This is a genomic window from Collibacillus ludicampi, assembly GCF_023705585.1.
In the GTDB taxonomy this organism is placed as follows: Bacteria; Bacillota; Bacilli; order Tumebacillales; family BOQE01; genus Collibacillus; species Collibacillus ludicampi.
The window spans coordinates 1,245,488-1,266,141 of sequence record NZ_BOQE01000001.1 but is presented as its reverse complement, the minus strand read 5'-3'; the positions used below and the strand labels follow the sequence as shown (position 1 = coordinate 1,266,141).

The following is a 20,654-nucleotide window of genomic DNA, read 5'->3' as shown; positions in this document are numbered from 1 at the left end:
TTTGGCAAAGTATGTGATTCGCGGTGGAAACCGTCTTTCAGGTACAGTGAAAATTGAAGGAGCAAAAAACGCGGTATTGCCCATTCTGGCGGCCTCTTTATTGGCCGGCGAAGGCGAGAGTGTCATTGAAGAAACTCCTGCACTGACAGACGTGAAGACGATGAGTGAAGTGATACAAGGTTTGGGTGCGGAAGTCTCGAAGGAAGATCATGCGATTCGCATCCAAGCAGCGAATATTAACAGCGTGGAACCCTCTGAAGCACTGGTGCGCAAAATGAGGGCTTCTCAGTGGGTCATGGGCTCACTCTTAGGCCGGCTCGGACGAGCCCGTGTCGCTCAACCGGGCGGATGCGCGATCGGTTCCCGGCCGATTGATCAGCATCTAAAAGGGTTTCAAGCCTTGGGCGCAGAAGTGGAAACCGCCTACGGGTTTGTTGAGGTGAGAGTTCCCAAGGGACGAAAGCTGAGAGGAACACGCATTTACTTGGATATCAAAAGCGTAGGCGCCACGATCAATATCATGCTGGCGGCCACGTTGGCGGAAGGCACCACGATCATCGAGAACGCGGCGAAAGAACCGGAAATCGTGGACACCGCCAACTATTTGAACGCGATGGGTGCGCATGTCCGCGGTGCGGGAACCGACGTGATCCGCATTGAAGGTGTGGAAACGCTTCGCGGAGCCACACACGCCGTCATCCCTGACCGGATCACAGCGGGTACATATTTGATCGCATCGGCGATCACGGGCGGAGACGTGTATGTGGAAGGCGCGATCTCCGACCATTTACAAGCGTTGATCGCCAAACTGCAGGAAGCGGGCGTCAAGATTGAAGATGATGTCAGTGGAATCCGCGTGACCGGCGGGCCTGCCATGCGGCCGCTGGAAGTGAAAACATTGACACATCCAGGTTTTCCAACTGACCTCCAGGCACAGATGATGGCATTCTTAACGATCGCCCCTGGCCGAAGCCTGGTTACGGAAACCGTTTTTGAAAACCGCTTCATGCACGCCGCAGAGCTGAATCGAATGGGGGCCAACATTCGCACCCAAGGCCGAACCGCGTTGATTGAAGGTGTCGATACCCTCTACGGGGCTTCCGTGACAGCGAGCGATCTGCGCGCGGGCGCCGCCTTGATCATCGCCGGACTTGTCGCCGAAGGGACGACCGAGGTGTACGGCTTGCATCATGTGGATCGCGGGTATGTCGATATCGAAGGCAAGCTTCGCGCTCTGGGTGCGGATATCGAGCGTGTGGAAGAAGATTAGACACAGAAATAGGAATGCATCAAATAGGAACTTGTTGTTCTTCTGCCCAAACATGTTTTTGAGCAGGTGAAAACCGCTGAACACAGAAGCGTGTGTTTCCAGCGGTTTTTTATTTTCTATCAACTGTAACAATCTTGTGAACGAGTGATACCCCATCATTCCAGGCATATAGATGTACTAGAGTCGTGGAATGAATGGAGGCATACTTTTGAAAAAATGGATACCGTTGATCCTCGTCGTTCTCCTCGTGATGATGGGAGTCCCCTCTGTACTGGTTGTTCTTTTCGGAAAAAATGAACATTCCCCACCCAAGGAGGCGGCGGTGACCCTGCCGAATGACGGGCCGCAAGTAAAAATCTACCTTACGAAAAAAAAGCAGATCGTTTCTCTCCCCTTGGAGCAGTACGTAAAAGGGGTGGTAGCCGCGGAGATGCCGGTCACCTTTTCGCTGGAGGCTTTAAAAGCGCAAGCGGTGGCCGCACGTACAAACATTGTGGGGCGCCTGAAAAAAGGGCTGAAAACCCCTGAAGGCGCAGACATTACCGATGATTATACCAGTTTCCAGGCGTACAGCACGGATGAACAGTTGCGGGCGCGATGGGGCGTTGTCCAATACGAACTGAACATGAAAAAGATCACCGAGGCGGTGGCTTCAACACAAGGGCAGATCCTCACATACAACGATGAGCCGATCGAAGCTTCGTTCTTTTCAACCTCGAACGGCTATACGGAAGCGTCAGAGAATTACTGGGGGAAAACGATCCCGTATTTGCGCTCCGTGTCGGTTCCCTGGGACAAAACAGCCCCGCACGCAACCGATAAGAAAACGATGGCGCTCGCCGACATGGATCGATTGCTCGGCATCCAAACCGTACCCGTTTCCGCATCGCCTCCTTTGCATGTCGTAGAAGAAACATCCTCCGACCGCGTCAAACGCATCCAAGTGGGGGACAAGACATTCACGGGGCGCCAATTCCGCGAGGCGCTCGGTTTAAATTCAACCGCCTTCAGTTGGCAAATCCAAGGCGGACAGATCACGTTTGTCACGCATGGATTCGGCCATGGAGTCGGCATGAGCCAATACGGGGCGGATGGCATGGCGAAAGAAGGCCACGATTACAAAGAGATCCTCAACTACTTCTATAAAGGGGTGCAAATCGAGGACTATCATCAAGTGTGGAAAAATAAATAAGAAAAAAACAAAATTTTTCCCATCAAATGAGTATCCCCTCGTATAAGCTGTTCTATTCCTGTCCAGAATGGCTAGTGAGGTGATGGGAAAATGACGCAAGAAAAAAATCAAAATCAATCAAACCATGAAGGATTGACTCCAAGAAGCGAAACCAAACCGAGTGTATGGAGAGCATTCTTCGCAAAAAGGTGGATGTATCCTGTAGTCTATTTGGGGTCTGCGGCATTGATCATCGGCTTAATGTATGCAAAATCACAAGACGCCTTTCCGTTTTCCAAATCGCAAACGGACATGCCGAATCATCTGTCGCAAGGTGACAACACGACCGTTCCTTCCGCTCCGGTGAACGCTCCCCAGTGGGTATGGCCGGTTGGTGAAGACGGGCAAAGTGCAAACGTCACGATGAACTTCTTTGACGATACCAAGGACAAAGCTGCGCAAGCCGCTTCGTTGCTGAAATTTAACGACACCTTCTATACGCAAAACGGGATCGTCATGGGGCTGAAAAACGACAAACCGTTCACCGTTGTGGCAGCCGCTTCGGGGAAAGTCACCAGTGTCGAAGACAATCCGCTTCTCGGAAAAGCGGTAGAAATCACGCATGACAACGGTTATGTCACGTACTACGCTTCGCTTGCCGAAGTCGATGTCAAGGAAGGCGATGCAGTATTGCAAGGCCAACCCATCGGTAAATCGGGCAACAACAAACTGGAAGCCTCCCAGAAAAATCACCTTCACTTTGAAGTGAAGAAAGACGGCAAGAATGTCGACCCGATGACGGTGTTGCCGATGCGCGGCGACGCAGCCCAAACGCAGTCATCCCAAGACAAAGCGACGGGCAAAGATCAACCGGCAGACACGAGCAAACCGTCCACCGGTGATCAAAACGCGAAAAACAAACAAGACGCGAAGGAACAAACGCCTTCCGGTACGCAGCCAAGCGGTACGCAACCATCCACCGGCACACAACAGCCTGGCGGATCTCAACCGCAAGGTTCGACACAGCAACCGGATCGCTCTCAACAACAGGGCACGTCTCAGCAATCCAGCAGCACGAGCACCCAACCATAATACCATCCGGGAATCCTCCCGGTACATAGCAGGAAATCATCCACCGGCCAGGCAGAAATGCCTGGTTTTTTCTTTTCTTATACACTCCATCCGCTTGTCAAGGCGAAGAAAAACGAGAGAGGACAAGAAAAATGCCCATGATAGCATGTCAACACGCTATTTTTGGCATATGTGAAACACCCCCTCATATAATGTACCAGACTGTACAGAAGGGGAGGCGAGGGGATTGCACGATTACATCAGAGAGCGGACCCTTAAGATTGGCGAATACATCGTGGAGACGCGAAATACGGTTCGCACGATCGCAAGAGAATTTGGTGTCTCCAAAAGCACCGTGCATAAAGATCTCACGGAACGTTTGCCTGAGATCAACGCAGAATTGGCGAACCGCGTGAAAGAAATCCTGGAATACCACAAGTCGATTCGCCATTTGCGCGGTGGCGAAGCAACGAAGAAAAAATACCGCAGAGACGAAACCAAACGAAAAACGTCGAAAAACCTCGCCTTGGAAAAAGGAGTTTCTTCTTCGTTGTAGAAAAATCTTACTTGCGAATTCTTGGGCATAGAGAGACAAGACGAATACGAGCGATGGGGACGCCTTTGTCGAAGATTTCGCACTACTTTATCTTCAAGCATAAGGGAGGATTTTATGTAAAATGCTCTTCGGCAAAGACATAGGTGTGGATCTCGGGACGGCCAACGTATTAGTGTACATGAAAGGACGAGGGATCGTTTTGAACGAACCTTCTGTCGTGGCAATAGAAAGCACAACGAAAAAAGTGCTTGCGGTTGGAGAAGAAGCGCGCCGCATGCTCGGACGGACTCCGGGAAACATCTTGGCGATCCGCCCGCTGCGGGACGGAGTGATTGCAGATTTTGAGATCACGGAAACGATGTTGAAACATTTTATCACAAAAACAGTCGGCACAGGCTTTATGATGCGACCTCGTGTGATGATCTGCGTACCAGCAGGAATTACATCCGTAGAACAGAAAGCCGTTCGGGAAGCGGCCATGCGTACAGGTGCGAAACAAGTCTACCTCATCGAAGAGCCCAAGGCTGCTGCGATCGGTGCTGGACTGGAGATCTTCGAACCCAGTGGCAGCATGGTCGTGGATATTGGCGGAGGAACGACAGATGTTGCCGTGCTCTCATTAGGCGATATCGTCACCTCCAATTCTATTCGAGTCGCTGGGGACAAGTTCGATGAAGCGATCGCCAGATACATAAAGATGAAATATAACTTGCTCATCGGGGAGCGAACGGCGGAAGACATAAAAATGAAGATCGCTTCCGTGTTTCCGGGGGCACGCAACGAGACGATGGAGATTCGCGGACGCGACATGCTGACAGGACTGCCGAAAACGTTGACCATCCACTCCGAAGAAACGCGCGAGGCGCTGGAAGAATCGGTCGAAGCGATCATCGCGGCAACGAAAAGCGTACTGGAGACAACACCGCCGGAACTGGCAGCCGATATTTTTGACAAAGGCATCGTGATCACGGGAGGCGGGGGATTCCTCTGCGGGCTGGATCGCTTGATGGAACGGGAACTGCTCGTACCGGTTCATATCGCGGAAGACCCGTTGGCCTGTGTCGTGAAGGGAACGGGAATCGCGCTTGAACAATTGGACAAGATCTCCCGCTCCTTCTTCAATACGCGTAAGGCAGGGATTGGACTATGATTCGAGGGTTGATGACAGCCGCTTCGGGCATCCTCGCGAATGAGAAGCAACAGGAGATCATCGCCAATAATATTGCCAATGCGGAAACGCCCGGGTTTAAAAGCGATGACGGGATCCAAGGGACTTTCGAGGAGATGCTGTTGTATCGGATGAACGACCACTCCGCTTCCGGTCCGGTATTGAACACGAATGAAAGGGTCGGTACTCTAGGACTGGGCGTGCAAATTCTCGACTCGAGACCGCGTTTCACTCCGGGGCCCCTCAGGGAAACGGGAAAATCGACCGATTTTGCCATCATCGACGACCCGGCACGTGGTGACATCCACGGATTCTTTCCGGTGCTTGTGGGCGATACGGTGCAATTGACGCGCAACGGCTCTTTTCATCAGGATCGGGACGGATCTCTGGTGGACTCGCTCGGGAATCCGGTTCTGATAGTGGACGAGAATGGACAGGCTTTGAAACAGGTGCGTGTCTACATGGAAGGCTCGGCACTCCAAGCGATCGACCTCACAACGGGGCAACCGGCGGTCGATCCGGTGACACGGCAACCGATCACCAATGTGGAGAGACGCATGGTCGTGGATGTGGATGTGAAGCAAGTTAAACAATTGGGGAACAACCTGTACGATCCGGGAACGGCAGCTCTCCCCCCTTCACAAGCGCAATTGAAGAGAGGCTTTGTGGAAGACTCCAATGTCGATCTCACACAAACGATGGTCAACATGATGAACGTCTTGCGAAGCTATGAAGCGAATACACGCGTCGTGCGCACACTCGATCAGACCTTGCAGAAAGCGGTCAACGAAGTTGGAAAAGTGTAAGCGCGCGATAGGAACAAGCACAAAGAAGGTGAACAGGCATGAGAGCTTTATGGGCATCCGCTTCGGGCTTGAGCAGCATGCAAACCAAGATCGATGTCATTGCCAACAATGTGGCGAATGTCAACACGACAGGATACAAATCGTCCGATGTGCAGTTTGCCGATCTGCTCACACAAACGTTGAAGCGGGATCCGGAGCAAAGAGACCCGAATCTTCCCCTGGCTTATGATTTGCCGCTGGGACATGGCGTGCGCCCGATCGATCAGGAGGCGTCTTTTGCGCAAGGGGCACTCAAGGAAACGGGATTGGAGTATGATCTGGCTCTCGACGGGATTGGATTCTTTGCCGTGGAAGATGCGGCGGGGAATGTCTATTACACACGGAACGGAAAGTTTCAATTAGATCGTGACGGATATCTGGTCAATGATCAGGGGTTTCGTGTGCTGGATACCCATGGACAAGTGATTCACGTGGACAAACCGTCCATAGGGAGAGCGGCCATTGAGGCGGACGGGACGATCCGTCATCCCGGATTGACAGAGCCTCATCAGATCGGCATTTTCGTTCCCGTACGAAATACGGGAGCCCAAGAGGAACTGATGGCGCCTGAAGGGATCTTCCAGCCGATGGGAGACGGATTGTTCGTTCCTACAGTCGCGGGGAACGTGGCTGTGGTAGCGGCGAATCGAAACGGGAGCGGCATCCATGGGAACGAAGGCGCGATCCGTCAAGGATTTCTCGAACAGTCCAACGTCGATCTCGTTCATGAAATGACCGATCTCATCAAAGCGCAACGGGTATACCAACTCAATGCGCGCGCCGTCGAGACGGAAGATCAGATGATGGGGATGGCGAACAGCATGCGTGCATAAGAGCAAAGTCCTGCGGCTAGGCCGCGGGATTTTTTGTAGACTCCATACCGTTTTGTAATCGGGAGCGAATCTGATATAATAAACCCTGTTTAGACGTAAGGAGGGCCCATTGTGAATCTTCCGAACCTGTTAACTCTGATTCGATTTGCTTTGATTCCCGTTTACTTCCTTGCGTTCTTCTCGGATAGTCCTTACAACATGATATGGGCGCTCACCGTTTTGCTCTTCGCCGGATTGACCGATATCTTGGACGGATATCTCGCCCGCAAATACAAGCTTGTCACGGAACTCGGCATCATGCTGGATCCTTTGGCGGATAAACTGACGATGTTGGCAGTCATTCTCTCATTTATTATCTCCGGAAGAATCTCCTGGCTTGCCGCCGCCCTGCTGATCACCCGCGATGTCGCGATGATCGTCGTGTCTGGAGTCTTTCACTTGCGCGGCAAGAAAACGGTTCCTGCCACGATCTGGGGCAAAACGACGACCGTTTTTTATTACATATCCCTGGTGGCAATCATGTTTCAATTACCGCTGGCCGATTCTTTATTGTGGTGCACGATTCTCTTGTCGCTGGTCACAAGTTTCGTCTACCTCGGCCAGTTTGTCAAACTGAACAACCGCACATTATTGTGAAAGAACGGATAAAAAGCACCCTGCCACCCGCCGCGTGGCTATAGGTGCTTTTTATATGAACTTCTCGAGCTTACCCCGAGAAGGTATTTGTATTTTGTCTGGGACAAGGGTGTGCTATACTGGAATGAAATGCTATATGCAAAGGAGGATATCCCTTGCTGAACATCGATGAGATTCAGTCGATCATCCCCCATCGCTATCCTTTTTTGCTGGTGGATCGCATCGTCGAACTGGAAGTGGGGAAACGGGCGGTTGGCATCAAGAATGTCACGATGAATGAGCCGTTTTTTCAGGGGCATTTCCCGGGCTACCCGGTGATGCCAGGTGTACTGATCGTTGAAGCCCTGGCGCAAGTCGGCGGTGTAGCGCTCCTCTCCATGGAAGAGAACCGCGGGCGCCTGGCATTTTTCGCGGGGATCGACGGCGTGCGTTTCCGCGAGCAGGTGCGTCCAGGGGATACGTTGCGCTTGGAAGTGGAAATCATCAAATCCAAAGGTTCCATCGGCAAAGGCCAAGGCAAGGCGTATGTCGGCGACAAATTGGTCTGCGAAGGGGAGCTGATGTTCGCCCTGCAGAAACAAGAGAGCCGGTGAATGCCTCACTCTGAAATAGCGATGGAGGATTCGCTGTTCGTTCATACGCGCTCGGTTATATGATACACGGATCCAGCATTTGCATTGGAAAGGCGCGGTTACCCGTAGAGGTCAACCGTGCCTATTTTACTGCTTGGTACGAAAGACATTCCTATAAATGATCTGAGTCCATTTTAAAGAACACTTTATATCTGTACGCGGACAAGCCGTATGGTACAATCATAGTAGTATGAATCTTATATCGCGGGGGAGGGTCGTCGGATGGCGGATGAATTAAAACTGATTTTAGAAGAAGTCAGAAAGATCAACGACCGCATGTCAGGATTTGAAGACCGTTTCGATCGGCTGGAACAACGCATGGACCGTATGGAAAAGCGTATGGATCGCTTGGAACAGCGCTTGGACAGCATAGAAATGCGCATGGACAGCCTGGAACAACGCATGGATCGCCTGGAACAGCGCCAAGATGAAATCAAGGAAATTGTCCTTTCCGTGCGCCATGGACAAGATCTCATAAACGCAAGATTGGATGCATTAACGGCGGATGTACGTAGATTAGAAGAAGATGTATCTCATCTGAAAGAATACGAAGAAGATCTTCAATTTGTCAGGAAGATTCGAAAGGCAGTCATGGGATAATCAAATAAAAGGGATCGATGTGCGTAACCATGTGGTACGCGCTTTTTTTGTGTTTGAAGAGATCGGTTGTCGTAATTCGTGCTTGGGTAGGTGCATCGCTTTGCGATACAACCCACCCAAAAGCTACTCCGTTCTTGGGACTGCCTGAAACTTCACTTTCCGAAAAAGAAACTGTTCATCCTTGAGTGTGCCGTCTACCCGAATGGATGGCTACTTATAAATCCTTCTCTACGCTCTTACGAATTTTCGCGAACGCCCGTTTTTTCCACACTTTGACCGTATCGAGAGATACGCCTTCCCGTCGTGCGAGATCCGCCATGCGCATGCCTCCGAACACGACCTCGACGACTACCATCCGTTCCCGTGGAGAGAGGGTCATCAGATAGCTTTCCAGTTCCGGCTCCATGTAGGCGGCAGCGGCTTGCTCATCGGGAATGCGGTCAAAGATGCTTAACGTCTCCCCGTCCTCATTGCGCGTGCCGTCGGGAGTTTCTTTCCCCCGAATTCGGGAGTTCCTGCGCGTGGCACTCCATGTGGCGCCGTATACAATCTGTTTGGCGTAATGAGGGAAGCTGACCTCCCCGTGATTGTACAGTTGGATCGCACGAATGAGCGCCACATACGCCTCCTGAAGCAAATCTTCGCGCTCTTGTTTCTTCGGATAGCGGATGGCGACGGCTCGTTGCACCAGTGGCTCAAACTGTTCCAGCAGGTGGATCATCGCCTGCGGATCTCCCGTTTGCGCCATGCGAATCGTTTCTTGCAAGTCTTCCCGCGATTGGATGTTCGCTTGTTTCATAAGTTCCCCTTTCAGGGCCGGCCCGTGAAATCAGTGTACGCGCGTCACCCTCAGGGTACGAGGAAATGGGACAAGCGTCGAAAAGGGAATCGCCGTCGTCAATGGATTTAACGGATGTGATCCAAGGCTGAAGCGGTCCTGTTTTTTAAAGAAAATGAATTGATTAACAAATCTGATTGAAAATCCCTTCATTATCCTATACAATTGAATAAAAAGTATTAATTTTCCATAGGAGGAAATGAGGGGTATGCTGGTGATGGAAGGTATCGTCCCGATTCCACGTGTTTTGGATGTCGAAGAATACTGGGGGAAACTTGCAGGATGCATACCTTTGTACATGGATGGTTACGGAGATGTGACAGAAGTCATTCTGAATGATGGGACGAGCAAATATGATCGTCGTCCGATCCAACATGTGATGGAGCATATTGCCACATTTACAGGAAGCAACCTGACTTCGTTGCGCAGGTGTTACGGTGACATTATCAGCAGGAAGAAGCATGTGCCTCTTCCGTTATCGCCGAAGATACTATTCATCCCTTGCAAATGCCGCACGCCGCGCGTGGCATCCGACTCGGCGACGGGATACGTGGTTTATCAGCAGATTGAGGAGGTTGTTCAGACAGGGAGTGGCGGTTCGGCCATCCTCCTAACAAACGGACGACAGATCCATTGTATGCAAAGCGCACGTTATGTGGAGGAACAGTTATGCAGAGCGCGCATCATAGAGATGTTTTATCACGCGAGGATGTTCGGCTATGAACACCTCTTGACGAACTGGAACTTCGGAAAAAAGAAAAGACGGGAACGGTTAGTGAACCAACTGTCCGTTCTCGTCAACCGAAGCGTAGAGGGAATCCCCGATTGTAATTTCCGCACGCCCGCTTGTGGCGTTTGTAAGAAGATTGACTAAGCGGTCCGTATCGTCAACAGGCACCCATGCGGTCACATGTACCCGCTCCGCATAGTCGATGTGATGGATGAGAAATTGATGGGCGCGCATCTCATGTTCCACTTTTCCGAGCCACGTATAGTCGATTGAAATATGCACTTGGTTACATAAGAGGCGCGTGACGATGCCGGCGGCCTTGAGTCCCGAGGCTGCCGTTTGCCCGTAGGCGCGTACGAGTCCGCCCGCTCCGAGCATGATCCCGCCGAAATAGCGGGTCACCACGACGACCACGTTTTTCAAACGTTCTTTTTTGATCACTTCGAGGATAGGCTTGCCTGCCGTCCCGGACGGCTCGCCGTCATCGCTCGACTTCTGGATCTCGTCATGGTAGCCGATTTGGTAGGCGTAGCAGTTGTGTGTGGCGTCCCAATGTTTTTTGCGGATCTCTTCAATGAACGCGACCGCCTCTTCTTCAGACGTTACGGGCATCGCGTAGCCGATGAATTTGGATTTTTTTATGATGATGGTTTCTTCCCCGTAGCCGTGAATCGTGCGATACGATGGGATCATGGGAGTTGCCTCCTCTCTGGAATGTAAGTGTATGGACGGTCGATTGATCATCTGTGTTGTACCGGGCGTATGCTTTGCGTTCGTGCTCCGTGGAGGTCGTCTTACGGGGTATATGCTTTGCGCTCATGCTCCGTGAAGGTCGTCTCGTACAGAATATGATCAAATGTTGCGAGACGACCTTCAAAGTCGATATTACGCGCAAAGCATATACCCCTTACTGCCCAAAAGGAAGCGAGACGATCTCCAAAGTCGCTGTCTCACGCAAAGCACTACGCCCGGCCAAAGGGAGTTTCATTCAACAAATGGCTCAATCGAAGTATGAAAAGTTGCTTGGCGTAAAGAGAGGATTAAGGTCGCATAAGAAACGAAGTGGCTTTTGGGTGGGTTGTATCGCTTTGCGGCGTAGAGGTGAGTTGAAGGTCGTTCCGCAACTTCTGTAAGGAATTCGAGCGGAATGACCTTCATCGAACCCAAGCGCAAAGCGATACACCCACCCAAGCACTGATTTTCAATCGTACGTTCAATTCCCTATGCTACCTGACAGTCGAGTGAGGCGCAAGAGAGAAGGGATTTGACGATTGAACCGCACCCCGTTACAATGAACACGAGAACTAATGAAAGCTGAGGCGGAATACAGTGGATGTGCCCATGAGGATTCTTTATATCATCGGGGGCGGGGAATTTGGTGGTGCTGAGCAGCACCTGCTCAGTCTCGTCAAGTCCCTCGATCCAACTCAATATAAGCCTCACGTAGCGGTTTTTTACGATGCGGAATTCGCTGCGCGCGTCCGTGAGTATCATGTCCCAGTCACCGTTTTGGGACCGGGGAAGAGCTATTTGATTCTCTCTGGTCTAACCGAGGTGCGCCGCCTGATCCGTACCTTCCGCCCGGAGATCATTCATACGCACGGCGTACGCGCCAATCTGGTCGGCCGTATCGCCAACAGGCTGGAAGGCACGCCTTGCAAACTGATCACCACGGTGCACAGCGTCCTCGCGCTCGATTACCCGGTGGCCTGGAAACGTTGGCTCTTCGGGCGGCTGGAAGAATGGACGGGAAGGTATGTCGACCATTTCATACTCGTATCCCATGCGATGGAGAGGGAATTTCGCAAAACAGTCGCAAGTGACCGCATCAGCGTCATCCACAATGCGATCGAATTGCCTTCGGTTCGTCCGTCGCGAGCCAAACATTCCACTCTGCGCGACGAACTGAACCTTTCGCAGGATACGGTGCTTGTCGGGACGGTCGCGCGAATGCACCCGGTCAAAGGACACATTTACCTGATCCAAGCGATCCGCGAACTCGTCAAACAGTGGCCGGACGTACACTACGTATGGATCGGCGGCGGGGAGCTTCGCGAGGATCTGGAGAAGCAAGTGCAACAGGCGGGGCTGCAGAACGTGATCCATTTCCTCGGCGTGCGCAAAGATGTGCCTGACCTCTTGCCGCAACTGGATCTCTTTGTCCTTCCCTCCATCTCGGAAGGTTTGTCCGTGGCGATCCTGGAAGCGATGGCCGCTGGTGTGCCTGTCATTACGACAGCGGTAGGAGGCTCGCCGGAGATCGTGACTCATCAGGTGGACGGTATCCTGGTACCTGCGCAAGCGCCTGCTGCGCTGGCGGAAGCGATCCGCGATGCGCTCTCCCACCCGGAACGCATGAAGAAAATGGGGCTCGCCGGCCAGGAAAAGGTCTACAGGGAATTCTCCACGGAACGCCTTCTCGCGCAAACCACGGCGGTTTATCAGCAGATTTGTCGAAAATGAAACCGTTCTTCCTGTCGAACGATCAGGGGAACGGTTTTTCTACGTGATTTCCCCGGACATGGAATTTTCCATCTTAATGGTGGCACCGACCAGGCGGTAGCGGGGATGCTTTGATTCGACGTTTACTTTTCTTGAAAGCGTTGCAATTGAAGCTTTTTTATCTGAAGCGTTCTTATCGGGAGCAAAGGCGCATAGGGTAGTAAGGTGAGAAGGAGGACTCACTTTTTCCTTGATTTAGCGGAAAAAGAATAAATTTGGGGGCTTTACGAGTCTACTTTGAGACTGTATAATTCGATATGTAACGATTAACAACAAAATCTTTTAAAAGATTCCTAATCAATAGCAGGAATCTATCACATTTTGTCGAATGATTAGATGACGAAACAATTGAATATTGATTTACATATTTTCAATGGGGTTCACCGAAAGGAGTGATGCGATCCTGCGGGAATGATCGCTCTGCAAACCACACGTGATTCGGTGAATGTCGGTACCTTAGAGGGAACGGATCATTTGGAAGAGGGAAAACATTGCATCATCACGTCGTGTTGAGCGAAAGTCGCGTAGGAACGGTCCGGAGATCATTAGAAAAGGGTTAAGCATCACTATTCAATGTTTAACGAGTTACGACAATGTTTTTACAGGAGGAGAAACAAGGGTTATGAAAAAAGGTAAAAAGTTTCTCGCGGTACTTTCCACTTCTGCAATGTTGGCTAGCGTACCGGCAGTAGCAGGAATCGCAGGTACAGCAGTTGTTGCTCACGCAGCAGCCAGCACAGTAACAGCTTTCACAGTTCCTACTATTGCTAATTCAACCACCTCTGGATCATACACTACTGACTTGGGGACTATCTCCATGACTATTCCAGGTGGAGCACTTAAAAAAGGTGACACTGTAACTCTGAGTCTTCCTCATGGGTTTACTTTCACCACTGTAAATCCTAATGTTGGGACAGTTGCAGACAGCACTTACAACGTAAGTGTTTACCAAACCCAAGGTAGCCAAGGTATTGCAGGTTTAGCAACTGTTACTCCTATCAGTAACAATCAAATTAAAATTGTGATAAATAACGATCCTGTTTCTGCCGTTAGTGGAGGTTCTAATACTAACGGAGCTACTTCACCTACTGATGACATTAAAATTAACGTAGCACTTCACAATATTACAGTAAATGGACCTAGCAGTGGGCCTGTGAACGTTACTTTAGCTGCTCCAACGAGCAGTGCATTCCCTACCGGTTCTGTAACAGTCGCTAACGTTCAAAGCAATGGTGCTGTTGATGTGGCTGTTTCAGATACAACTAGCGGAAGCAACACATTTACTTTCAATCTTACCTTATCAGAAGAACTTGCTGGTTCTTTAAAAACAGACAATAATGCACTCAAGCTTAAATTACCATCTGGTTATGTTTGGGATGGCCTTAATGGAAGTGTAAGCCAACTTTATGGCGATCCAGCTAATTCCGTTCAAATTGTATCAGGTACAGGTACCGATACGCTGTACTTAAAAGCTACCAATGCTTCAGAGTCTACAGCTTCAGCTTTTAAAATTCCTTTGAAATTTGAAGTAAATGATAGCACTCTAACTCACAACGGACCTATTAATGTTTATATCTCTGGTACATCAACAGTAAATACAACTTCTGCGCAAGTAGGTACCTATGGCGACTACAGCGCTTCTGTATCTGCAGCATCGACACCTACTATCCTTGCAGGTAAGTCCCAACAAACAATTGGTGATATCATTATCAAAGAGTCTGTTCCTGGTACATTCGTAGATGGACGCACTGTTGAACTTACCCTGCCGGATAGCGCTCGTTGGGAAGATGTATTTGAAAACGCAGTGGCAAATGGTGGAACTCCTAATAGCACAAGTGGTCCTAACGCTTCTAGCACAGGATGGATACCGACCATTAACTATACCACTACTAATGGATTGAATGTCACTGCAACCTATACGGGTACTGACTATCGCACATTGAAATTAACATTCCATGGTGTTGGTTCTCAAGGCAACACGGACCCTGGCGAAGTCGATATTAAAAATGTACAGATTGCAACGTCTGCAAGAGCGAATGGTGATATAAATCTTTCTATTGGTGGAACTGCTGGCGTAACGGGAACAGTTAAAGTCGCTACTGCACAGGCTCCTGGAACGATTACTGTTTCTGATGTTAAGAATGTAGAGCCTGGTAAAGCAGGTCAAGCGATCGGAGATATTACTGTTACAGAAGCAAAAGCAGGAGCATTCGATAGAGATAGTGTCCAAGGTGTTGCTAACAAAGACCAAGTTATTCTTAAATTAGATGCACCTGGTGTACAATGGGATCAAACACCAACTGTAACAGTTACTTCTGGGGATGCTCACGTTACTAATGTTTATACCAATGGTAACTTGTTAGTCTTTACGCTGGATTCTGCTAGTGCTGCTGCGCCTTCTACCTTCAAAATTAGTGGTGGAACCATTAAACTGGATAATACAACTCCTGTAGGTCCTATTCCTGTTAAACTTCAAGGTGAGGCGGTTGACTACGCAGCGAATAAGATTACTGCTTGGAGCAGTGATACTACAACTGTTGCTAAAGCGACTGTTGCTAATGTTAATACTGGGCTCTTCGGCCAAACTTCTGGTACCGCTCAGTTTACAATTGGCAGCACATCTTACACTGTAAATGGTCAAACCCTGACAGCTGATGTAGCTCCTTACATCAAAAATAATCGCACCTATGTACCTGTTACCTATGTTGCACAAGCACTTGGGGTACCATTGCAAAACATTATTTGGAATGGTAATGATAGTTCGGTAACGATCTTCAAAGGAAGCACTGTAATTCGAATGGTAATTGGCAACAACGTATTGACCGTGAATGGTACGCCGTTAACTATGGATGTTGCTCCCGAAATTACAAACAGCCGTACATTCCTTCCGATCGCATGGCTTGCACAAGTTTTAGGTGTACCTTATAACTGGGATGCAACAAATCAAACCATTTCTCTTGGCAATTAATAAATGGAATAAAAAGGGCCTCTTTGGGGCCCCTTTTTTACTAAATCATACTATGGGTAGTATATATCTTCTTGTAATCTTTTAGTAAACATCTTGATCTTTTGTTCTCAATTCAAATTAAGATTGTCTCCTTTAAGGAGGAGTATTACTATGAAACAGATCCTATCTGGTGTACTCGCATCTTCTTTGGTATTGGCCACTTCTCCTTTGGCTATTGCCGATTCAACATCGGATATTACAATTAAAATTGATGGTCAAGTACAACAATTTGATCCGGGACCTGTTATTGTTCACGACCGTACTTTAGTACCGCTACGCAGTATATTTGAAAAGTTAGGAGCTACAGTTACTTGGGACGGTCAGTCGCAAACCGTAACGGTTACAAAAGATAATAAAAAGATCGTTTTAGCGATTGATTCTCCATTTGCTGTGATTAATGGTTTCCGAGAAAAGTTGGATGAACCCGCTCATATTGTGAACGACCGAACGATGGTTCCTTTGCGCTTTGTCAGTGAAGCGTTGGGAGCGGATGTACAATGGGATGGGAACAACCGAACAGTAATAATTTCGACGAAAGGGCTCGTGGGGGATTCAAATCAGGCATCCAATGATCAGGTAGCCATTCCTTTGACGTTTCAGAAAGCTTTAGATTTGGCGACGGCTAACAGTTATCCAGTAAAGGAATCTCTTGCAAGTATTAACCGTGCCAAGGAAGTTTTAGATAACGCTGCTGACAATGTAAATTATGTACCTGATAAAGGTGGAAATACGGCTGCCACGCGTGCTTTCACCAATTATGCGACGGCAAACATAAATTATCAAAGCGCCCAGAAGGCGTATGAGTTTACACAAGATTCTCTTGCGTATGCCGTCAAGCGAGCTTATAACGCGGTACTGCAAGCGCAAGAAGCTAAGACTTTGGCTGATTTACAAGTAAAGAATGCGGCAATTCAACAACAGATTAACCAAGTGAAATATCAAAATGGCCTCTTAGGCAATATCGATCTACAGCAGTCAAATAGCAACTACAATTCCCTTATAGCCAGCCAGGAAGCTGCACAGAGAGCTTTGGATAGCGCGTATCAGCAGTTGGATCAACTGATAGGACTGTCTCCGGATGCAAGACCTCAGTTGCTTGATATTCCACAAATGAAAGCACTGGGACAAGTGGATCTCAATACTAAAGTTAGTCAGGTAACTTCAGAAAGTCCTCTTTTGTGGCAAATTAATCAAAAAATTGACTTAGCCCAGTTGGGTTTAAAGTTATATACCTTTAATGACCCAACAGCCGATCCATATCACGCGAAAGAGATCGATGTGGATTTGGCGACCTTTAATGCGGCCGATCAGCAAAATCAGTTGAGTAATAGTGTACGCTCTTTGTACTATACAATTAAACAATTAGAAGATCAGTATAATAGTTTGCAGGCAAGTCTCGCGTCAGCCGAGGAAAATTTAAAGAAAACTCAAGTGTTGTATGATAATGGAATGGCCGTACAAGCGGATCTAATCAACGCTCAATTAAACGTTGAAACGATAAAGCAGAAAATGTTTGATCTCGTTGCGCAGCATGACAATTACCTGATGGCTTTTGATAAACCTTGGGTGTTCTCTGGAGGAGGTCAGTCCTCTAGTTCTAGTTCCTCTTCAAGTTCAAGCTCAGGTTCAGGAAAGTAACCGAACAAAACGAAATGACTGGGTTGCACTGACAGTTGTTCAGAGCAACCTGATTTTTTAATGTTAGGCTTAACTTCATATGAAGTATATGACTGATGAGTATATACAAAGAGATGAGCTTTGGTTTAGCTGAGAATCGTAACTTTTGAGGAAGACACCAATTATTTATGGAAAAATGGGATTTGTTTTAAAGTTAATTTCTCGAATTCTCGAAAATTTTGGATCAAGCAAATAACTTATGCGTAAATTTCCTCTGATGTACTATAATTTCCCATGAGTTTAATTCATCGATTAAATGCAGATACAGCTTGTGATCAAGAACATTTTATTTATTACCGCTATTTTTACCTAAAATTAATAGTCGATTACTATCGAAATTTGTCATTCTTATTGATAAAATTACAAGTGAATTCGTAGATGACGGAGGATTACATAATGATACAGGATTTAACGAGCATTGGGGGTTCAATTCGCGCCATCGAGGCTCCAAAGACGACACCAGCTTTTTACTATATGGTTGCTTTATTATTCATTATCTTTCCATTATGGAACGGTCTTTTTTTTGATCCATCCTTCATGTCAGCTTCTATCTATTGGTCTATTATCGTTATCATTGCTTTTATATGGTTAAAGCAGAATCGATTAAAGGTAAGCGGATGGAACTTTGTTGATTATCTGGTGCTTTCCTATTTCGCTGTATATTTTTTCTCAGCACTGGGGCCTGCGAACGTTGAGTACGCCGTTTTAGGCTTAGTGCGCGGAATTAGTTATATTCTATTCTATCTTGTGATTCGAGTTCTTGTGAGTACGGATGACAAAAAGCAAATCATAATAAACGGTTTGATTATTTCGGGTGTTCTTTTTGGGTTATACGGGCTTTCTAACGGCTTTGGGACACTTAAGATTAACGGTGCCATTTTTGATCTGCAGATGAGACGACTTGCGTCTAATTTTGAGTATCCCAACACTTTTGCGATCTATCAGGGGATTACGTTTTTGTTTGCCGTTGTAATGTCAAGTTATGTGGCCGAGCAATCAAAAAGGAAATACCTTTACAATATTGCGGGATTTATAATCATTGTTGCCCTAATCTTAACTTATTCTCGGGGAACATGGTTGGTTCTGGCGGGAATGTTGTTGTGCATGCTTTTGATATCTCCGAAAGAGAATAAGGGTAAGATTTTATTGAATATATTAATTCCCATCATCATAGTTTTGATCACATTATCTTTTTTGTCGAAGGCAACTTTAGCACAAAGACAATTACTTGGGTGGTCGTCTCTCATTCTTGGTATAGTAGGCGTAACCATTTTCACTGGATTAACATCTTTGTTGAAAAAACGATTAACCTCGCGACAATGGAAGTTTGGCGCGTTTGGTTTCGGATCAGTTCTAGTAGTTATTGCGGTTGCTCTTATTATGAAGCACGGTTTGCCACAGAACTTTGTGCAACGGATTACATCGATTAATCTGCAACAGTTTTCTGTTGTCCAACGATTTCTCTTTTACCGGGATGGTCTTAAAATCTTATCAGAACATCCCTTGTTTGGGGCGGGACCAAATGCTTGGGAAGCGCTCTGGCAACGCTATCAGTCTTATCCGTACACAAGTCGGCAATCACATAGTTATCTAATCGATATCATTATGAGTGTGGGTGTTGTTGGCTTCTTATTGTTTATTGCGATGATTGTTTGCACACTATGGGTAGCGATTCGTATATACCGAAAACAGCATGTACGAAATCGTTTAATAACAGACGGGCTTATAATTTCTTTATTAGGTCTTCTCGCCCATGGTGCCATCGATTTTGATTTCTCTTATGGAACAATTAATTTTCTTATGTGGTTATTGATCGCATTACTTTTACCCAAGCTATCCATACAACAGGAAAATATTCTTGCCAGACACGTTCACGTTCCAGCTTTTCAAAAGGGATTAACCGTACTTGGAGTAATGTTTTCTGTGGTTATAAGTGTTGTTGCTTGCGGATTTTTACTTTCTGATCATTATATGAAAAAAGCAAATGCAAACGAAAAAGATCCCGAAGTCGCTCTTAATGCAGCGGAAAACGCTGTTGCTCTCGCTCCTTATCGTGCATCTGCTTGGTTAACCCAAGCCCGATTTGATGAGATGATGTATAAGAAAAATAATAAAGAGAGTTTAAAGAAAGATATCAATAGCAGTGCTCAGAATGCAGCTTCTATAGCATCACATGACCCGGAAATCTTGAGACAAGCGGGGCTGCTTATTGGCAGTTACGGAGATGGATTACAGGCTGTTGATGTTTTGAAAAAGTCCTGGGAGAATGGACGTTATCATATACAGTATCCTGAGCAGTATATGGTCTATACTGATGTGTTAGGAACTCAACTTTATCAGAAAGATAAAAACAAAGCTAAGAATTTTTTTCAGGAAACTTTAAACACCTACCACGATATAGAGCAGCGAATCGCGAATTTCAAGAATCTGCCACCTGTTTTGAAGCCAGAGTATCCTTATGATCTTACGCCAGCCATGCACCTGTACGCTGGAGAGTCAGCGTTTTATTTGGGGCAATATGATGAGGCGAAGCGATTGGTTGAACCTTTGCTAACTATGCAGGGGGTTAGTGAACAGGATAAAGAGAAGGCGAAAGTGATTTTAGTTGCAATTCAGACAAAAAAAGGGAAAGTTGTTGATAATAGTTTTTTAGAACAAATTAAGGGGAATAAACGGATGAAACAATATTTTGACCAATTGAAGAACATAGATGCTGAAAAGAAAAATTTGATGATTAGTAGGGGTGGAGAGTAAACTTGAGCTGAATGGATAGATAGTAAATTTCACGTAAATTAACTAGAAAGACATTTGGGCGATCACAGAACGTTCGAATGTCAACCATGTTATTAATGAATGATTGTATTTTTAATCTTTGGGGGAGTAAATAGAAATAAGCTTAAAGAGTTCACATTATGAAAAAGTCTGTAGTTGATCGGTATGTTATTGGCACGTTCTTGATTTTTTCTGTACTCTAAGAACTATAGGAGCAATATAGTGTTATAAATGAGGCTTAAATATTACTAATTCCTTTGGTGAGAGAACATTCGGAATACGAGTGTCAGCCTCTCACTCTTTCTATTTATAAAATATCATTTATCATGATGCTAGAAACGTCGAG

The 20,654-nt window shown here is 47.4% G+C and carries 18 protein-coding genes; 16 read left to right on the top strand and 2 right to left on the bottom strand.

The genetic code is table 11. From position 1 onward, the window contains the following. The first annotated feature begins 1 nt into the window (after nucleotide 1). The 10 genes from murA to DNHGIG_RS06205 all read left to right on the top strand — a co-directional run bounded on the left by murA (nucleotide 2) and on the right by DNHGIG_RS06205 (nucleotide 8,782). Nucleotides 2-1,270: a UDP-N-acetylglucosamine 1-carboxyvinyltransferase gene (gene murA / locus DNHGIG_RS06250; protein WP_282198864.1), complete on the top strand. Its 1,269-nt coding sequence runs from the start codon at nucleotides 2-4 to the stop codon at nucleotides 1,268-1,270. A gap of 208 nt (nucleotides 1,271-1,478) precedes the next feature. Then, nucleotides 1,479-2,462 (top strand): stage II sporulation protein D, encoded by a 984-nt coding sequence (spoIID, locus tag DNHGIG_RS06245; protein WP_282198863.1) that lies wholly within the window; start codon nucleotides 1,479-1,481, stop codon nucleotides 2,460-2,462. Nucleotides 2,463-2,552: 90 nt separating this feature from the next. Beyond that, nucleotides 2,553-3,533, top strand: a complete 981-nt coding sequence (locus DNHGIG_RS06240; RefSeq protein WP_282198862.1) for a M23 family metallopeptidase — start codon at nucleotides 2,553-2,555, stop codon at nucleotides 3,531-3,533. A gap of 226 nt (nucleotides 3,534-3,759) precedes the next feature. Further along, on the top strand, nucleotides 3,760-4,068 hold the full coding sequence (gene spoIIID / locus DNHGIG_RS06235) for a sporulation transcriptional regulator SpoIIID (RefSeq protein WP_282198861.1): 309 nt from the start codon (nucleotides 3,760-3,762) through the stop codon (nucleotides 4,066-4,068). A 121-nt stretch (nucleotides 4,069-4,189) separates the two neighbouring features. Beyond that, complete coding sequence (locus tag DNHGIG_RS06230; RefSeq protein ID WP_282198860.1) at nucleotides 4,190-5,218, top strand: rod shape-determining protein; 1,029 nt, start codon at nucleotides 4,190-4,192, stop codon at nucleotides 5,216-5,218. Further along, nucleotides 5,215-6,042 carry a flagellar hook-basal body protein gene (locus DNHGIG_RS06225; protein WP_282198859.1) on the top strand — a complete coding sequence of 276 codons (828 nt, stop codon included), beginning with the start codon at nucleotides 5,215-5,217 and terminating at the stop codon, nucleotides 6,040-6,042. Before DNHGIG_RS06230 ends, DNHGIG_RS06225 begins: the two co-directional genes overlap by 4 nt. 38 nt (nucleotides 6,043-6,080) lie before the next feature. After that, entirely contained in the window at nucleotides 6,081-6,914 is an 834-nt protein-coding gene (locus DNHGIG_RS06220) for a flagellar hook-basal body protein (protein WP_282198858.1), read from the top strand. Nucleotides 6,915-7,025: 111 nt separating this feature from the next. After that, nucleotides 7,026-7,550 carry a CDP-diacylglycerol--glycerol-3-phosphate 3-phosphatidyltransferase gene (gene pgsA / locus DNHGIG_RS06215; RefSeq protein ID WP_282198857.1) on the top strand — a complete coding sequence of 175 codons (525 nt, stop codon included), beginning with the start codon at nucleotides 7,026-7,028 and terminating at the stop codon, nucleotides 7,548-7,550. Between the two features lie 155 nt (nucleotides 7,551-7,705). Further along, nucleotides 7,706-8,143, top strand: a complete 438-nt coding sequence (gene fabZ / locus DNHGIG_RS06210; RefSeq protein ID WP_282198856.1) for a 3-hydroxyacyl-ACP dehydratase FabZ — start codon at nucleotides 7,706-7,708, stop codon at nucleotides 8,141-8,143. A 261-nt stretch (nucleotides 8,144-8,404) separates the two neighbouring features. Beyond that, nucleotides 8,405-8,782 carry a hypothetical protein gene (locus DNHGIG_RS06205; RefSeq protein WP_282198855.1) on the top strand — a complete coding sequence of 126 codons (378 nt, stop codon included), beginning with the start codon at nucleotides 8,405-8,407 and terminating at the stop codon, nucleotides 8,780-8,782. A gap of 214 nt (nucleotides 8,783-8,996) precedes the next feature. Here the strand turns inward: DNHGIG_RS06205 and DNHGIG_RS06200 are convergent, their stop codons facing one another. Further along, nucleotides 8,997-9,581 (bottom strand): RNA polymerase sigma factor, encoded by a 585-nt coding sequence (locus DNHGIG_RS06200; RefSeq protein WP_282198854.1) that lies wholly within the window; start codon nucleotides 9,579-9,581, stop codon nucleotides 8,997-8,999. A gap of 247 nt (nucleotides 9,582-9,828) precedes the next feature. On the opposite strand from DNHGIG_RS06200, the gene DNHGIG_RS06195 reads away from it, so the two are divergent. Continuing rightward, a complete protein-coding gene (locus DNHGIG_RS06195; protein WP_282198853.1) occupies nucleotides 9,829-10,494 on the top strand; it encodes a competence protein ComK in 666 nt (221 codons plus the stop codon). On the opposite strand, the gene DNHGIG_RS06190 is transcribed toward DNHGIG_RS06195, so the two are convergent. Next, on the bottom strand, nucleotides 10,393-11,043 hold the full coding sequence (locus DNHGIG_RS06190; protein WP_282198852.1) for a YigZ family protein: 651 nt from the start codon (nucleotides 11,041-11,043) through the stop codon (nucleotides 10,393-10,395). The two genes, DNHGIG_RS06195 and DNHGIG_RS06190, sit on opposite strands and share 102 nt — an antisense overlap. Before the next feature lie 125 nt (nucleotides 11,044-11,168). On the opposite strand from DNHGIG_RS06190, the gene DNHGIG_RS06185 reads away from it, so the two are divergent. The 5 genes from DNHGIG_RS06185 (at nucleotide 11,169) to DNHGIG_RS06165 (ending at nucleotide 20,290) form a co-directional block, all read left to right on the top strand. Continuing rightward, nucleotides 11,169-11,483, top strand: a complete 315-nt coding sequence (locus DNHGIG_RS06185; RefSeq protein ID WP_282198851.1) for a hypothetical protein — start codon at nucleotides 11,169-11,171, stop codon at nucleotides 11,481-11,483. Nucleotides 11,484-11,691: 208 nt separating this feature from the next. Continuing rightward, nucleotides 11,692-12,813 carry a glycosyltransferase gene (locus DNHGIG_RS06180; protein ID WP_282201364.1) on the top strand — a complete coding sequence of 374 codons (1,122 nt, stop codon included), beginning with the start codon at nucleotides 11,692-11,694 and terminating at the stop codon, nucleotides 12,811-12,813. 661 nt (nucleotides 12,814-13,474) lie between these two features. Further along, nucleotides 13,475-15,820, top strand: a complete 2,346-nt coding sequence (locus DNHGIG_RS06175) for a copper amine oxidase N-terminal domain-containing protein (RefSeq protein ID WP_282198850.1) — start codon at nucleotides 13,475-13,477, stop codon at nucleotides 15,818-15,820. Nucleotides 15,821-15,970: 150 nt separating this feature from the next. Continuing rightward, entirely contained in the window at nucleotides 15,971-17,497 is a 1,527-nt protein-coding gene (locus DNHGIG_RS06170) for a stalk domain-containing protein (RefSeq protein ID WP_282198849.1), read from the top strand. 435 nt (nucleotides 17,498-17,932) lie between these two features. After that, complete coding sequence (locus DNHGIG_RS06165; RefSeq protein ID WP_282198848.1) at nucleotides 17,933-20,290, top strand: O-antigen ligase family protein; 2,358 nt, start codon at nucleotides 17,933-17,935, stop codon at nucleotides 20,288-20,290. The last annotated feature ends 364 nt before the right edge of the window (nucleotides 20,291-20,654 follow it).

Excerpts from the sequence above, each read along its gene's own strand:
- DNHGIG_RS06190 (WP_282198852.1), bottom strand. The coding sequence starts at position 11,043 with ATGATCCCATCGTATCGCACGATTCACGGCTACGGGGAAGAAACCATC.
- DNHGIG_RS06165 (WP_282198848.1), top strand. The coding sequence starts at position 17,933 with ATGATACAGGATTTAACGAGCATTGGGGGTTCAATTCGCGCCATCGAG.
- DNHGIG_RS06170 (WP_282198849.1), top strand. The coding sequence starts at position 15,971 with ATGAAACAGATCCTATCTGGTGTACTCGCATCTTCTTTGGTATTGGCC.
- DNHGIG_RS06195 (WP_282198853.1), top strand. The coding sequence starts at position 9,829 with ATGCTGGTGATGGAAGGTATCGTCCCGATTCCACGTGTTTTGGATGTC.
- DNHGIG_RS06180 (WP_282201364.1), top strand. The coding sequence starts at position 11,692 with ATGAGGATTCTTTATATCATCGGGGGCGGGGAATTTGGTGGTGCTGAG.
- DNHGIG_RS06200 (WP_282198854.1), bottom strand. The coding sequence starts at position 9,581 with ATGAAACAAGCGAACATCCAATCGCGGGAAGACTTGCAAGAAACGATT.
- DNHGIG_RS06205 (WP_282198855.1), top strand. The coding sequence starts at position 8,405 with ATGGCGGATGAATTAAAACTGATTTTAGAAGAAGTCAGAAAGATCAAC.
- DNHGIG_RS06230 (WP_282198860.1), top strand. The coding sequence starts at position 4,190 with ATGCTCTTCGGCAAAGACATAGGTGTGGATCTCGGGACGGCCAACGTA.
- DNHGIG_RS06225 (WP_282198859.1), top strand. The coding sequence starts at position 5,215 with ATGATTCGAGGGTTGATGACAGCCGCTTCGGGCATCCTCGCGAATGAG.
- DNHGIG_RS06240 (WP_282198862.1), top strand. The coding sequence starts at position 2,553 with ATGACGCAAGAAAAAAATCAAAATCAATCAAACCATGAAGGATTGACT.
- DNHGIG_RS06185 (WP_282198851.1), top strand. The coding sequence starts at position 11,169 with ATGCTCCGTGAAGGTCGTCTCGTACAGAATATGATCAAATGTTGCGAG.
- DNHGIG_RS06175 (WP_282198850.1), top strand. The coding sequence starts at position 13,475 with ATGAAAAAAGGTAAAAAGTTTCTCGCGGTACTTTCCACTTCTGCAATG.
- DNHGIG_RS06220 (WP_282198858.1), top strand. The coding sequence starts at position 6,081 with ATGAGAGCTTTATGGGCATCCGCTTCGGGCTTGAGCAGCATGCAAACC.